We start from the raw sequence: 14,670 nt of genomic DNA on the forward strand, positions 1-14,670 counted from the left end.
ACCTAAAAACGACAAAGCCCCGACAACTCAAAGAGTTATCGGGGCTTTTGAATAAATGGCACGCCCTATTGGATTCGAACCAATGACCACATCCTTAGAAGGGACGTGCTCTATCCAGCTGAGCTAAGGGCGCGCTACAGGGACAGGATTATACGAGTTCAAACGGGTAAATCAACGGGTTTTCATAACATTCTGATCTGAATGCCTAAAAAAAGTCCATTAAAACGCTTAATGTTCAAAAACACCACAAAGCAAACGTTTGCGTATGGATGTTAATAAGAAATTCTGCGACAATGCGCCGCAGATAATCTGCCTTCTTAATTTATAAGGAAAGTCATGACTGCTCAAAATATAGACGGAACTCTCATTTCCCAAACTGTTCGATCCGAAGTGGCTGCACGTGTTAAAGCACGTGTTGAAGCTGGGCTACGTGCTCCTGGTTTAGCAGTGGTTCTAGTTGGTGAAGATCCTGCTTCTCAGGTTTATGTCGGTAGCAAACGCCGCGCATGTGAAGAAGTTGGGTTTGTTTCTAAGTCTTTTGACCTTCCTGCGTCTAGCTCAGAAGAAGAGTTACTAGCGCTGATTGATGAATTAAACAACGATGATGAAATTGACGGCATTCTAGTGCAATTACCCCTTCCTGCGGGCATAGACACAACACATGTTTTAGAGCGCATTCACCCAGAGAAGGACGTGGATGGCTTCCATCCTTACAACGTTGGTCGTCTTGCGCAGCGTATTCCAAAGCTTCGCTCTTGCACGCCAAAGGGCATAATTACCCTACTCGACCGTTACAACATTGAGCTACGTGGTAAACATGCGGTTGTGGTTGGTGCATCAAACATTGTTGGTCGTCCAATGACACTTGAGCTGCTGCTAGCGGGCTGCACAACAACAACATGTCACCGTTTTACCAAAGACCTAGAGAGTCATGTGCGTCAAGCTGACGTTGTCGTGGTTGCGGTTGGTAAGCCTAACTTCATCCCTGGTGAGTGGATTAAAAAAGGCGCAGTGGTGGTCGATGTCGGTATTAACCGTCTTGATTCAGGCAAACTAGTTGGTGACGTGGAATACGACAAAGCACGTGAAAGTGCGAGCTTTATTACTCCTGTTCCTGGTGGCGTTGGCCCAATGACCGTCGCAAGTTTAATTGAGAACACGATGCTCGCTTGCGAACAGTTCCACACAGACAAATAACGTAAAACTTCAGATACGAAAAAGGCTCCGCAAGGAGCCTTTTTGCTAATTGTTGATATCTATTTCAATTACAGACTTAAAATCACGCCCGCAATAGAAGCGCTCATTAAGTTCGCCATGACACCAGCGATAATCGCACGGAAACCATGCTTAGAAACAAATGCACGCTTTTCTGGTACCAAAGAGCCCAACCCACCAATCAGCATCGCCATGCTTGAGATATTTGCAAAGCCACACAAAGCAAACGTCACGATTGCTTGTGAGTGTTCACTAAGTTGAGACTTCACTTCTGCAAGCTGGATGAAAGCGACGAACTCATTCACCACGATCTTGTTACCAATCAGCGAGCCTGCTGTGGTTGCTTCTTGCCATGGTATACCCAACAACCAAGCGACTGGCGCAAACACAAAACCTAGGATGAGCTCAAAACTTAATGGTGTCCCAATCAGATCACCTATCCAACCTAACATACCGTTTAGCATTGCAATGACACTAATAAACGCCAGTAACGTACCACCGACCGATACAGCAATGCGTACACCCGCCATGGCACCATCGGCTAATGCCTCTACTACGTTGGTTGCACGTGGAATTTCAACTTGGCTAATGTCGATATCTGCTGCTTTATCCGTATCTTCTGGCATTAAAATTTTTGCCATCAACAAGCCGGCAGGTGCCGACATAAATGCAGCAGCAATAAGATAGTTGAGGTCGACACCCAGTGATGCATAACCAACCAACGTTCCGCCAGCAACTGACGCTAAACCACCTGTCATAACTGCAAAGAACTGCGAGTCAGTCATGTGTTTTAGGTAAGGCTTTACCATTAATGGTGCTTCAATGGTGCCAACAAAGATATTCGCCGTAGCAGACAAAGACTCAGCACGACCGATACCCAGCAGCTTTTGAATACCACCACCGATAAAGTTAATGATTTTTGGCATCACACCAATGTGATAAAGACCTGAGATAAGAGAGGAGAAGAAAACGATGATACCCAGAACATTGATCGCAAAGGTGAAGCCCCCTGTCGCCAAATTACCGAATAAAAACGCAATGCCCTCTTGACCATAGTTGATCAAATTCGACACAACACTGCTCACTGAATTCAGCGCATCTCGTCCTGCTGGTACATATAAAACCAACAACGCAAACAGTACCTGCAAAGCAAACGCAAACGACACCGTTCTCAGCTTTATATTTTTTCTATTTGTAGAAAGTAGCCATGCTAGGAATAGTATGGCTACGATACCAATAATTGAGTTCATAAAATGAATCCGACAGAAGGGGGATATGGAAGGCACCGGATTGTATAGCGGACTCAAAATGCTGCAAGTTGAGGATGTTAACAGTGTGAAAAGTTTAAGCGACCAATAACTGACCAACAAAATAACCAATTGAATTTATTGAAGATAAACGTTTGCTTATTTTAATTATTTCCATATGGAAAATATGTTTCTGGTTCAGGAAAAATTTTTGTGAAGTGAATCACCTTATGTGTCGTTCTACAACGTCATTGATCCTGTTATTTAGGAATAGAGATGTAAGGCGCCAAACGTTGGTCCCAATGACAAGGGTTGCCGATCTTCTGTTTGATAAAGTTAATCACTGCGGATATTTTTTTTGGCATATGCTGGCGGCTTGGGTATACCGCATAAAACGGCATCGACTGGCTGGCTTTCCAGTCAGGTAACAGCTGTATTAACTTACCCGTTCTGAACTCATCACCCAGCAAGTAAGTGGCAAGGTAGGCAATACCCCAACCTGCAATAGCCGCATCCCGAACGGCTTCTGCCAGATCCACTGAATAGTTACCCGAGACTTTTACGTTCAATTCTTGCTGATCTTTGGTAAACGCCCACCCCGTATAGTCACGCTCCCAGCTTCTGTATATGAGGCAGTTGTGAGCAGATAGGTCATCCGGTTCTGTTGGCGTGTCATGTTTCAATAAGTAATCTGGTGATGCCGCAACAACAAACTGGCAATCCGTCAAACGCTGCGCAATGTAACCTTCAGGCAAATGCTCGTTGTTGGTTACCCATAAATCGAGCCCTTCGGCTAACATATCGACCTTATAGTCAAACAGATGTACTTCCACTTGAAGTTGAGGATACAGTTCGCGTAACTCTTGAATCGCTGGAATAATGTGTAAGGTACCAAATGATTGCGACAACCCAAGACGTACCAAACCTGCTACTTCATCCCGCTGGGTTTCCATCTCTAATGTGGCGCTGCTCACCGCTTGTACCACTTGCTCGCAGTGATGAAAAAAGGTTTTCCCTGCCTCAGTCGGCGTAAAGCTTCGCGTAGTGCGTTGAACAAGCTTGATACCAAGAGACGCTTCTAACTGACTCAACTGTTTACTCACATGAGACACCGACACGCCTAAGCTCTTTGCAGCAGCTGTGAAGCTTTTATGTTTAAGAAGAGCGGAGAAAATCACCATTTGTGCGGCACGTTCAGATAACACGCTTTACCTCGATTTGGTTATAGAAAAAACAAAGGGCTCCGAAGAGCCCTTGTATTGAAGACTGGATGCCGAATTGTTTGTGGCAGATCAGTATTTAATGCGGTCAGCCAAGTGGCTCACAGCAAGTGCGAAGTAGTAAGAGCGGTTCCACTTCATCAATACGTTGTAGTTATTGTAAACCAGATACGTACGACCATTCTCGTCGTCCGGCATGATCAACCATGCTTTGATGTCTTCATCCAGTTTTGGCAACGGGCTACCGTCATATTTTGTGATACCTAATTGGCTCCACTCTTGAAGGTATTTGCCTTTTTCAGCCGTGCGCCCTTCCAGGCTGCGATCAATATTTTTAGGAACCTTAACTTGGCGACCCCAAGTATATTTATCATCCCAACCAGACTTGCTCAAATAGTTAGCGGTTGATGCAAACACGTCCGCTTCAGATTGCCATATGTCTTTTTTACCATCACCGTTGCCGTCAGCAGCAAAACGAAGGAAAGAGCTTGGCATAAACTGGCATTGACCCATCGCACCAGCCCATGAGCCTTTAAAGTTCTCTAGCTCAATATGGCCTTGATCGAGGATCTGAAGTGCCGACATAGTCTCTTTACGGAAAAACTCTTCACGACGGCCTTCAAATGCCATTGTGGATAGTGCATCAATCACTTTAAAGTTGCCGGTAAACTTACCAAAGTTACTTTCAACTCCCCAAAGTGCCACAATAAAGCGCGGGTGGACACCGTACTCATCGCCTATACGCTTTAGCTCGGTGTAATGCTCTTTGTAGAGTTGTCTGGCTTGCTTCACCTTCCATTCAGGCACCGCGCGAGGAATGTACTCATCCAATGTCAGTTTCTTTTCTGGTTGGTTTCGGTCCGCTTTTACTGCTCGGGGCTTGTACTCAACATTAGCAAAAGCAGCACTAATGACCTGCTCTGAGATACCTTTATCACGAGCTTCAGCACGCAGCTTATTCAAGTATTCATCAAAACCCTCGCTACTTGCAAAAGCCGAGGTACACATACCAACGCTAAGCATGGTAGCCAGTATTTTTTTCATATTGCCCTCCTTGAGCAAGGCAGAAATCCCAGATGAAAAACGATGACGTTATTCGCCTTTCTGCTGGGCTTTTTGTTCTTTGTACTTTTCTAATAGGTTCTCCGGCGGCGGTGGAACCTGAAGAAAGAAGCCATCATTTTGTAATGAAGCCTTCACTTTTTCGATATCAACTTGTGCCAATTTACGGCCATCAAGTTTAATCGTCATGACAGCGATAGGCTTACCGAACATCTGCATTAAGGTGTCAGGAACCTGTGAAAAATCATCCTTTTTCGGAATATAGAGATAAGTACCTTCTTTTTTCGAGCTTTTATAAATAGAACAAAGCATGACACGCCTTTTATGCTGATTTAGCCGCGTTGAGTGCGGATTAGGTTGTAAACGTCAAATTCTCGCAAACTTAATAGCAAATTTGAGATTAATTCACCTATTTGCCCACGAGAGAACTTGCTGCGTCAAAGGATGAAATATAACATGACATACCTAGTTTAAGGCAACGCTCTTTCAATAAAGGCAAGAAGTCCACGATGACCCATTCACCAGACCTTAAAGGTAGCAGTTTTACATTGTCAGTTTTACACCTTTCTGACAATGAGATCGCAAAGACTGTCGAATTTTTGCAAGAAAAAGTTTCTCAAGCACCTTCTTTTTTTGCATCCGCGCCTTTGGTAATCAATATAGCAAAAGTACAAGGCGACATTGATTTCCCTAAGCTTAAACAAGGCATCTCAGATGCTGGTTTTATTCCGGTCGGTGTAACGGGCTGTAAAGACAAGCGTGTACAAAACCTTGCTTCCGAAGCTGGCTTCGCCATTATGTCGGCGAGCAAATCGCCAAGCCAAGCACCTGCCAAAATGGCACCAACGAAAGTAGTTCGTACGCCTGTCCGCTCAGGACAACAGATCTACGCAAAAGATGGTGATTTGGTGGTGCTAGCGCACGTAAGTGCAGGTGCTGAAGTCATTGCTGACGGCTCTATTCATATCCATGGCACACTTCGAGGTCGTGCGATTGCAGGAGCAAGTGGTCAGCAGGAAGCGCGTATTATTTGCCACGATTTACAAGCAGAACTGGTATCCATTGCAGGTGACTACTGGTTAAGCGATCAAATTGAAAGCGAGTACTGGCAAAAGAAAGTAATGATCAGTAAAGCCGATGAATCATTACATTTAGAAGTTCTCGCGATTTAATCTAAAAAGGAAAAAAAATGGCACGCATTATTGTAGTAACGTCTGGTAAAGGTGGCGTTGGTAAAACCACTTCAAGCGCAGCCATCGCCTCTGGTCTAGCTCTTAAGGGAAAAAAGACCGCGGTGATCGATTTTGACATCGGTTTGCGTAACCTCGATCTAATCATGGGCTGTGAGCGCCGCGTCGTGTATGACTTTGTAAACGTCATTAACGGTGAAGCGACATTAAACCAAGCGCTGATCAAAGATAAGCGCACGGACAACCTATTTATTCTTCCTGCTTCTCAAACTCGTGATAAAGACGCACTGACAAAAGATGGTGTTCAGCGCGTATTCGGCGAACTTGATGAAATGGGCTTTGATTTCATTATTTGTGATTCACCAGCAGGTATCGAGCAAGGCGCGTTAATGGCCTTGTACTATGCCGATGAAGCCATTGTCACAACGAACCCAGAAGTCTCTTCTGTGCGTGACTCTGACCGCATTCTCGGTATTTTAGATTCTAAGTCACTGCGTGCAGAACAAGGGCTAGAGCCAGTAAAACAGCACCTGCTACTGACTCGCTACAACCCATCTCGCGTCACTCAAGGCGAAATGCTAAGCGTTGAAGACGTAGAGGAGATCTTACATATTCCACTACTGGGCGTGATTCCAGAAAGCCAAGCCGTGCTTAACGCGTCAAACAAAGGTGTGCCAGTCACTTTTGACGATAACACCGATGCGGGTATGGCTTATTCTGACACCGTTGATCGCTTATTAGGCAATCAGGTTGAATTTCGTTTCCTTACTGAGGAGAAGAAAGGACTCTTTAAACGACTCTTTGGAGGCTAGACATGTCATTATTAGAATTTTTCCGTCCACAGAAGAAAACTTCTGCGAATCTAGCTAAAGAGCGTTTGCAAATCATTGTCGCAGAGCGCCGCAGCCAAAATGATCCTGCGCCGTCTTACTTGCCTCAATTAAAAGAAGACATCTTGAAGGTGATCAGCAAGTACGTGGCAATTGATCCAAATATGGTTGACTTAACATTTGAGCACAAAGACGACGATATCTCAGTTCTTGAGCTGAATGTGAAGCTACCAGACGAAGAAAAGTAATCAGTTTCTCTCACCAGACGAATGCTCTAATTAGAACGAAAAAGGTTGGCATAGAGGCCAACCTTTTTCATCTTTCATTACTTTAATGCTTTGTTCATCTTGTCGCCGAGTAAATCCAAACGCCACCCTTGCATCAAATCAGGCAATACTTCTGGGTCACGATCTTTTTTCCAAACCCAACTGATCAACTGATTGATCTGCTTTTTAGAGGCAAGGAACTCCGTGGCTAAACCTGACTTCTGCGAAGCCGATTTCACCAAGTCTTTCATATTTTTGAAGACCTGCTTGTAACCCGGATAGTCCATTAAACGCTCAATTTTCGCAGGATACTCTTCAGAAGGTGTTTGCTTCGCTTGTTTAACAATCGCGGCAATCTTCGCGCCATGGCGGTTAATCGCTCGGATATCAATATCTTCTGCTTCCATCTTCTTAAAGTTCGTTAAGCCAAGACGAGCGACCGTTAATAGATCACCTTCTTTGAAGATAAAGTTCAGCGCTAAATCTCGTTTGATTGCTTCACGATAACGCCACGTCGCCAATGGCTTTAAAATCGCCAGCTCAGAAGGTTTTAATTGCCAAGCGCCCTTAATATCAAGGTAGGCATTCTCTTCATTGGTTACGCGAATACGTTTCGAAACGAGTAAATCACTTTCTTGCTGTACAGCTTCCCACCAACCTGCTTGCGTCACCTTATCGAACAGCTTTTCGTATAACGGTAACAAGTAATGAACATCTGCGGCAGCATAATCTAATTGCTTTTGTGTCAGTGGACGAGCCATCCAGTCGGTACGTGATTCACTTTTGTCGAGCTCTACGCCTAAATATTCTTCCACCAGCGATGCGAAGCCTGTCGATAGGCCGTGACCGAGAAAAGCGGCCATCAGCTGCGTATCCACCATAGGGAATGGTGTACAACCAAAAGCGTTTTGGAAAACTTCTAAATCTTCACCACATGCGTGTAGCACTTTTAGCACAGAAGTATCTTTTAATAGCGCTACAAACGGCGTCATATCCGTTAATTCAGTCGGATCAATCAGCGAGAGGCGATTACCATCGAAAAGCTGAATCAGACCTAACTGCGGGTAGAAAGTGCGAATACGAACGAATTCGGTATCCAGCATCACTACGTCTGCCTCTCGGGCATGAGTGCAAACCTCTTCTAGGTCTTTGTTTTTAGTAATAATTTGATAGTTCACATACTTCTCGCTATAAAAAATGCCAGCAAAACGCTGGCATTCTATCATTTTTTAAATCTCTCGACTCGACGAAATCGGCTTATGCGCTTTTCTTCGCAAGTTCAGCGTCATTCTCTTCGCGTAAAACACGACGCAAGATCTTACCGACATTGGTTTTAGGTAAGTCTTCGCGGAACTCAACCAACTTCGGTACTTTATAGCCAGTTAAGTGTTCTCGACAATGCGCGATCACCTCGTCTTTGGTCAAGCTCGGATCACGTTTCACGACATAAATCTTCACTAATTCACCAGACACTTCATGCGGCTGGCCAATAGCAGCAACTTCAAGTACTTTGCCGTGTAGTGCTACAACGTCTTCGATTTCGTTCGGGTAAACATTAAAGCCTGATACTAAGATCATGTCTTTCTTACGGTCAACGATATGCAGGAAGCCTTCGTCATCGAACTTAACGATGTCGCCAGTTGATAGCCAGCCGTCTTCGTTAATCGTATCTTTCGTTGCTTCAGGTCGTTGCCAGTAACCTTGCATAACCTGAGGGCCACGAACTTGAAGTTCACCAGTTTCAGTATTCGCAAGAGCGTTGCCTTCTTCGTCCACGATACGAACTTCTGTTGATGGTACCGGCAGACCAATAGAGCCATTGTATTCAACAAGATCATGCGGATATGCCGCCACCAACGGAGAACACTCGGTTAGACCGTAACCTTCGAGCAAATAGCAACCCGTGGTCTTTTGCCATCTTTCTGCCACTGAGCGCTGCACTGCCATGCCGCCGCCAACGGCTAAACGTAGATTACTGAAATCCAACTCGTGGAAATCTTCATTATTGACCAATGCATTAAATAAGGTATTCACGCCCGTAATCGCAGTAAACGGATGCTTTTGTAGCTCTTTCACGAACCCTGGAATATCTCTAGGGTTGGTAATAAGTAAGTTACGACCACCCATTTCGACAAACAGCAGACAGTTTACGGTAAGAGCAAATACGTGATACAGCGGTAACGCTGTTACGACTAATTCACGCCCCGGAGATAAAACCGGTCCGTACGCGCCTTTTGCCTGTAGAACGTTCGCAATCATGTTGCGGTGAGTCAGAATCGCACCTTTCGCGACACCTGTCGTCCCCCCCGTATATTGCAGGAATGCAATGTCATCCCCAGACATAAACGGTTTAACGTATTGTAGACGACGACCTTTACGTAGAGCCTGACGCATTGAGATAGCACCAGGTAAATCGTACTTAGGCACCATGCCCTTAACGTACTTCACGACAAAATCGACAATCGTACCTTTCGCTCGTGGCAGCATTTGACCAAGACTGGTTAACACTACGTGTTTGACTGGTGTTTTATCGACGATTTGTTCTAGCGTGTTCGCAAAGTTAGACACAATCACAATCGTCGTCGCACCTGAGTCATTCAATTGGTGTTCAAGTTCACGAGGAGTGTAAAGTGGGTTAACGTTTACGGCGATACAACCTGCACGCAAAATACCAAATAATGCTACTGGGTATTGCAGTAAGTTTGGCATCATCAGAGCAACGCGGTCACCCTTTTGCAGTTTTAACTCGTTTTGCAGATACGCTGCGAATGCGCGACTACGCTCTTCCAATTTACGGAAGGTCATAACCGAGCCCATGTTCATGAATGCTGGTTGGTCTGCATATTTTTGTACAGACTGTTCAAACATTTCTACCAAAGACTCATATTGCTCTGGATTAATGGTTTCAGGTACGTCACTTGGATAACGTGAAAGCCATGGTTTATCCACGATGTTACTCCTCGTTTATAACTGGCTAAAAAATAGCGTCCTTTTTATTTTGAAAGCTATTACAGCACAGCGAACGTGCTTGAGCACGCAACTCTCAAACACTTGTTTAAATTTTGTTAACTACACCAAGAATTCGCGTTGCGACCTCGAGTATTTGCTCTAAATGACAGTGATGACCACCCTTGACAGACACCACTTGCGGTGGGTTCTCTCCCCAATCAGCTTGGTTAGATGGTAAATTCTGAAATCCTTGATCGCCTAATACAATCAAATGAGGACAACGTATTTGGCTGGTAATCGAGTTAGCATGCGCTTGCGCCATTCGGTAAAGCGACGCACATTTTAACTTGGCGTCATGCCGCCAATACCATTTATCTCCTCGCTGCTCTGTTCCACGCTCGACTATCGGTAGAAGCTGCTCAGCGGTTAATTGGTTGGCTTGCATGCGTAATTTTAACGCCAGATCGAAGGAGGCAATGGCTCGCTCTGGCTTGTTTTGCTGTCTTATTCGACTTAAAACGCCATCGCGAAGACGAGGCAAACTGTTAGTAGGATCCTCATGAAGAGGTCCTGCTCCCTCAATTTGCACAAGAGCTTCGACCTGCTCTGGAAACGCTGCACTATAGCAACTTGCGATTAAAGCACCAAGTGAATGCCCTACTAATATCAGTCTGTTTGGTGATAATTCGTCCAAAAACTGATACAAATCGGCAATATAGTCGTGAAAGGGGTAATAATTATCGTGAGATTTATGACTCGATAAACCGTGACCAAAATGATCGATGGCGAGGAGGTGTAAGTGAGGATTAAGTTGATTCAACTGCTCCATGAGCGCTTTAAAGCTGCCCGCATTATCTAACCACCCATGAAGAAAAACGACTGACAAGTCAGCCGTTTTCTCGTTCCCTATCTCAAGGGCTGCCATTTTGCCGGCAGGAAGCTCGAATTGACGCTCATGCATCGCAGATTATTTGACCTGTTTTATCACTTTACCGTCTTGTGGGAAATCATTACGCCACATGCGGCAGTTAATCGAGTAACATGGGTAAAAGTAGGTTGGCGAGTCATACATGCGTACACGTTCTTCAATTTTCCATAAACGGTACCCTTCCCCCTTAATTACCGGGAAGATGTAACCGTGCTCACCGATCTTTCCTTCTTCTTCCCCTGTTCCTTTGCCTACAACCGTCACCAAACGGCCTTCACTAAAGGCGACAGGCTCTAAATAGCCATCAAAATAGGCGACAAAACGCCCCGTAGGCTCTTCATCAATATCAGGTTTACCAGACTTACTGATTGGAAGGTTTACAATCTCTAGACGCGTTTTATCTTTAAAGTTATCCACTTTAGCGATGATTCCACCAAGGCGAACATCTTCACTCACTTGCCCCTGAGACTCAGCAAAAGCTTTATAGTCTGTAACGACCAATTCTGTGCTTGCAGTTAGCTCCTCTGGCAACGAGCTACACGCAGACAAACCAACCGTAGCAAATAATGCGAGAAAAAACCGTCCAAAAACCTTCATAAACCACCTTTCAATATTAGTAACCCCAAGCTGGGGAGATCTCACACGTAAATATCGACACCAAGTAATTGAGCCAGTTCCTCTTTTTTAGCTCGATTCATGACATCCATGTACTGCTCCATTGCTTTACGTGCGCCCCCTTCAGGAAGGTCATATTGCACTTGAGCTCGGTGAATTTGGGACTCATCCACGTGTTTTATGGAGTGCGCCACGGCGTTAGCAACCTTTGAAGGCTGACCTACAGGCTGCTTTGTTTGTGATTTATTTACCTGCTTCTTTTGACTGGCTTTATTAGTGCGATTTGCAACGGGAATCAAAGAAGGAGGCAAGCCATTAATCGACGCCATAGCACTCCATAAAAATACAGGGCAAACGCCCTGCTTTTTGTCAGGTTAATGAAAAACGGACTATTCGCGACCAGGAAGTTTTTTCCATGTCACATTATCACGTAAATAAACAGGGCTCGAATCTTCGACCGGCACGGTATTACCCTTTTTAAATTCTTGTTCAGCAAGAATCACGATGTCTTGTGAATCAGGGTACAGAACGTCACCATGCGTCAAATTAAACGGTAGGCCTGCTATTACTTCTTGGTAAGCATCCCAACCAGTACCTGCTGTCGTCCACGTTTTGTCGTCTGCTTGTGCTTCTTCAACGAGACGTGCTGGTGGAATTACGCACTCTGCATCCATCTCTGCCCACTCACCGTTTGCTTGGCGAGTGTAACGTGCCCAGTAAACTTCACCCATACGTGCATCAATGGCCACAGCGACATCGGTCACACCATGTAAGCGATAGCTACCTTGAGCCATTGCAGCCAGCGTTGAAACGCCGATCATAGGTAAGTCAGCACCGAACGCCAAACCTTGTGCGATACCAATACCGATACGAACGCCAGTAAAGCTACCTGGACCACGTCCAAACGCTAACGCATCCAGCTCTTGTAGAGTCAGGCCAGCTTCTTTGAGTACTTCATCAACCATTGGCAGTACTTTTTTGGTGTGATCGCGTGGTGCAACCGCGCTACGTGAAATCACTTGATCATTAGCCAACAACGCAACTGAACAGTTTTCAGTCGCTGTATCGATAGCAAGAATTTTTGCGCTCATTTAACTCTCTACAACTTTCATTTATTGGGTTATGCCTCAGCACTTGCGTCTGTGACAGATTGTTCTGCTTTCAGGAATGCTTTGATTCCATCTAAGTCTCGCGTCCTTGGGATAGGTGGTAGGCTTCCGAGGAAAATACCACCATAGTCTCGCGTGACGAGGCGATTATCACAAATGATCAACGCACCGTGATCCTTCTGATCTCGAATTAATCGCCCTACTCCCTGCTTTAACGTAATCACTGCATCCGGGATTTGTACTTCAGCAAATGGTTCACCGCCACGTAATCGACAATCCTCGATACGGGCTTTGAGTAACGGATCGTCAGGGGCGGTAAACGGTAATTTGTCGATAATAACACAGCTCAGCGCATCACCTCTAACATCAATCCCTTCCCAGAAAGCGCCCGTCGCCACGAGTAAAGCGTTACCCAGTTCCATAAACTCCGCCAAGGTTTTCTGCTTACTCATCTCCCCTTGCATTAACACAGGCAGCTCAAGTACTTCTCGGAACTTCTCACCTAGTTCACGCATCATGCTGTGCGAGGTACATAAAAAGAAGCAGCGACCATCATTTTCTTCAATCACCGGAGCAAGCATTCGGACTAACTTATCCGCTAAGCCGTTACTGTTTGGCTCTGGCAAATACCTTGGCACACAAAGGCGCGCTTGTTTTTGATAATCAAAGGGGGACGGCAGAGAAAATTGCTTTGTAGGCTTGAGGCCAAGGCGCTCAGTAAAGTGCTTGAAGTCGCCCGATACAGCTAGGGTTGCTGACGTGAAAATCCACGCGCCTTGTTTAATCTCTATTTGCTCATGGAACTTGTCCGCGACAGAAAGAGGCGTAATGTGCAGAGCGAAATGACGAGGCGAGGTATCGTACCAGTATGAGTAACCGGTAATATCGACATCACAGACGCGGTCGATGCGGCCTTTGATCAAATTGGCTCGTTCAAAAGCGGTATCCAGTAATTGACTGCGCCCTAAAGCTATTTTGAGTACATCAATCGCCAATTCGAGGCTGTCAGTTAAGCGCAATAATTCTCGCTTAATAGAACCTGATTGCAACGCCTCACGCCAGTTGCCACGAAAGCCTGGCTCACCCAATACAATCCGCATGTCCATTGCGCTTTGCATGAGTTTGTCGCCCACTTTTTGCAATTGACGCATATCTTTGGCTTCGGTGCGGTAGGCTATTTCAATGTCTTTGGCAAGATCGTGAATTTGGCGGCTTGAAACTGACTGGCCGAAATATTCGCTCGCAATATCTGGCAACTGATGAGCTTCATCAAAAATAAACACATCGGCTTCTGGAATCAGTTCACCGAATCCTGTTTCTTTGATCGCTAAATCAGCAAGAAACAAGTGATGGTTCACTACAACAATGTCGGAATCCATGGCTCGCTTACGCGCTTTCAATACAAAGCAATCGGTGTAGCTCGGACACTCTTTACCTAAACAGTTATCATTGGTTGAGGTGATAGTCGGAATGATCATGCTGTCTTCTGGCAGATCATCACAATCACCAAGGTCACCTGTTTTGGTTTCTGATGACCAAGCACGCACTTTAACCAGTTGAGTTAATAACGTCGGGTCAGATTCATTAGTGTGGCTTTCGACCACTTGGCGGCTCAAACGATCCAAACACAGATAATTAGAACGCCCTTTTAATAACGCCACTTGGCCATAAAAACCAAGCGCATTGACCATGAGCGGTAAGTCACGATGGTACAACTGCTCTTGCAAGTTTTTCGAGCCTGTACTGATGATCACTTTTTTACCGCTCAACAGCGCGGGGACTAGGTATGCGAAGGTCTTACCGGTTCCGGTTCCTGCCTCCACCACCAACTGGGTTTGATCTTTGATCGCACTGCTGACGGCTTCCGCCATATCGATTTGTGGCTGACGAGCTTGAAAGCCAGGAATGGCCTTACCTAACGCGCCATCAGAGGAAAAAGTTTTTGCGATCATGCTTGGTATTGAGTTTGAAAAATTATCGAGAGTATATCAGAGGAATAGGAGTGACATCAGCCCACAATCTGACCAGCTTGCGGCGAC

At 45.4% G+C, this 14,670-nt stretch carries 15 protein-coding genes and 1 tRNA gene; 4 read left to right on the forward strand and 12 right to left on the reverse strand.

Annotated elements, in window-relative coordinates; all coding sequences use genetic code 11:
• Positions 1–56: 56 nt before the first annotated feature.
• Positions 57–133, reverse strand: a tRNA-Arg gene (locus L3V37_RS12745).
• Between the two features lie 203 nt (positions 134–336).
• Between L3V37_RS12745 and folD the strand changes: the two genes are divergently transcribed.
• The gene (folD, locus tag L3V37_RS12750) at positions 337–1,197 is read left to right on the forward strand and encodes a bifunctional methylenetetrahydrofolate dehydrogenase/methenyltetrahydrofolate cyclohydrolase FolD (RefSeq protein ID WP_005382297.1); all 861 of its coding nucleotides are present in this window, start codon (positions 337–339) and stop codon (positions 1,195–1,197) included.
• Between the two features lie 68 nt (positions 1,198–1,265).
• Here the strand turns inward: folD and L3V37_RS12755 are convergent, their stop codons facing one another.
• The 4 genes from L3V37_RS12755 to L3V37_RS12770 all read right to left on the reverse strand — a co-directional run bounded on the left by L3V37_RS12755 (position 1,266) and on the right by L3V37_RS12770 (position 5,056).
• A complete protein-coding gene (locus L3V37_RS12755) occupies positions 1,266–2,465 on the reverse strand; it encodes a NupC/NupG family nucleoside CNT transporter (RefSeq protein WP_005382298.1) in 1,200 nt (399 codons plus the stop codon).
• A 257-nt stretch (positions 2,466–2,722) separates the two neighbouring features.
• Positions 2,723–3,667 (reverse strand): LysR family transcriptional regulator, encoded by a 945-nt coding sequence (locus L3V37_RS12760; RefSeq protein WP_017634801.1) that lies wholly within the window; start codon positions 3,665–3,667, stop codon positions 2,723–2,725.
• 87 nt (positions 3,668–3,754) lie between these two features.
• Positions 3,755–4,726, reverse strand: coding sequence for a lytic transglycosylase domain-containing protein (locus L3V37_RS12765; RefSeq protein WP_005388330.1), 972 nt, complete (start codon positions 4,724–4,726; stop codon positions 3,755–3,757).
• Positions 4,727–4,774: 48 nt separating this feature from the next.
• Positions 4,775–5,056, reverse strand: coding sequence for a YcgL domain-containing protein (locus tag L3V37_RS12770; RefSeq protein ID WP_005382303.1), 282 nt, complete (start codon positions 5,054–5,056; stop codon positions 4,775–4,777).
• A gap of 197 nt (positions 5,057–5,253) precedes the next feature.
• On the opposite strand from L3V37_RS12770, the gene minC reads away from it, so the two are divergent.
• The 3 genes from minC to minE are packed head-to-tail and all read left to right on the forward strand — an operon-like array spanning position 5,254 to position 7,012.
• A complete protein-coding gene (minC, locus tag L3V37_RS12775) occupies positions 5,254–5,916 on the forward strand; it encodes a septum site-determining protein MinC (protein ID WP_005382304.1) in 663 nt (220 codons plus the stop codon).
• A gap of 17 nt (positions 5,917–5,933) precedes the next feature.
• Entirely contained in the window at positions 5,934–6,746 is an 813-nt protein-coding gene (minD, locus tag L3V37_RS12780; RefSeq protein WP_005388331.1) for a septum site-determining protein MinD, read from the forward strand.
• A 2-nt stretch (positions 6,747–6,748) separates the two neighbouring features.
• The gene (gene minE / locus L3V37_RS12785; RefSeq protein ID WP_005388332.1) at positions 6,749–7,012 is read left to right on the forward strand and encodes a cell division topological specificity factor MinE; all 264 of its coding nucleotides are present in this window, start codon (positions 6,749–6,751) and stop codon (positions 7,010–7,012) included.
• A 77-nt stretch (positions 7,013–7,089) separates the two neighbouring features.
• Here the strand turns inward: minE and rnd are convergent, their stop codons facing one another.
• The 7 genes from rnd to L3V37_RS12820 form a co-directional block, all read right to left on the reverse strand.
• Positions 7,090–8,208 carry a ribonuclease D gene (gene rnd, locus L3V37_RS12790; protein WP_031777213.1) on the reverse strand — a complete coding sequence of 373 codons (1,119 nt, stop codon included), beginning with the start codon at positions 8,206–8,208 and terminating at the stop codon, positions 7,090–7,092.
• A gap of 79 nt (positions 8,209–8,287) precedes the next feature.
• Complete coding sequence (gene fadD / locus L3V37_RS12795) at positions 8,288–9,979, reverse strand: long-chain-fatty-acid--CoA ligase FadD (protein WP_005382216.1); 1,692 nt, start codon at positions 9,977–9,979, stop codon at positions 8,288–8,290.
• A gap of 106 nt (positions 9,980–10,085) precedes the next feature.
• Positions 10,086–10,940 carry an alpha/beta fold hydrolase gene (locus L3V37_RS12800; RefSeq protein WP_005382215.1) on the reverse strand — a complete coding sequence of 285 codons (855 nt, stop codon included), beginning with the start codon at positions 10,938–10,940 and terminating at the stop codon, positions 10,086–10,088.
• A gap of 6 nt (positions 10,941–10,946) precedes the next feature.
• Complete coding sequence (locus L3V37_RS12805) at positions 10,947–11,504, reverse strand: Slp family lipoprotein (protein ID WP_205460858.1); 558 nt, start codon at positions 11,502–11,504, stop codon at positions 10,947–10,949.
• Positions 11,505–11,545: 41 nt separating this feature from the next.
• A complete protein-coding gene (locus tag L3V37_RS12810; protein WP_237306428.1) occupies positions 11,546–11,851 on the reverse strand; it encodes a chromosome partitioning protein ParA in 306 nt (101 codons plus the stop codon).
• 60 nt (positions 11,852–11,911) lie between these two features.
• A complete protein-coding gene (tsaB, locus tag L3V37_RS12815; protein ID WP_237306429.1) occupies positions 11,912–12,613 on the reverse strand; it encodes a tRNA (adenosine(37)-N6)-threonylcarbamoyltransferase complex dimerization subunit type 1 TsaB in 702 nt (233 codons plus the stop codon).
• Positions 12,614–12,642: 29 nt separating this feature from the next.
• The gene (locus L3V37_RS12820; RefSeq protein ID WP_213915652.1) at positions 12,643–14,583 is read right to left on the reverse strand and encodes an ATP-dependent DNA helicase; all 1,941 of its coding nucleotides are present in this window, start codon (positions 14,581–14,583) and stop codon (positions 12,643–12,645) included.
• Positions 14,584–14,670: the final 87 nt, after the last annotated feature.

The organism is Vibrio sp. D54, assembly GCF_021728075.1.
Taxonomy (GTDB): domain Bacteria; phylum Pseudomonadota; class Gammaproteobacteria; order Enterobacterales; family Vibrionaceae; genus Vibrio; species Vibrio alginolyticus.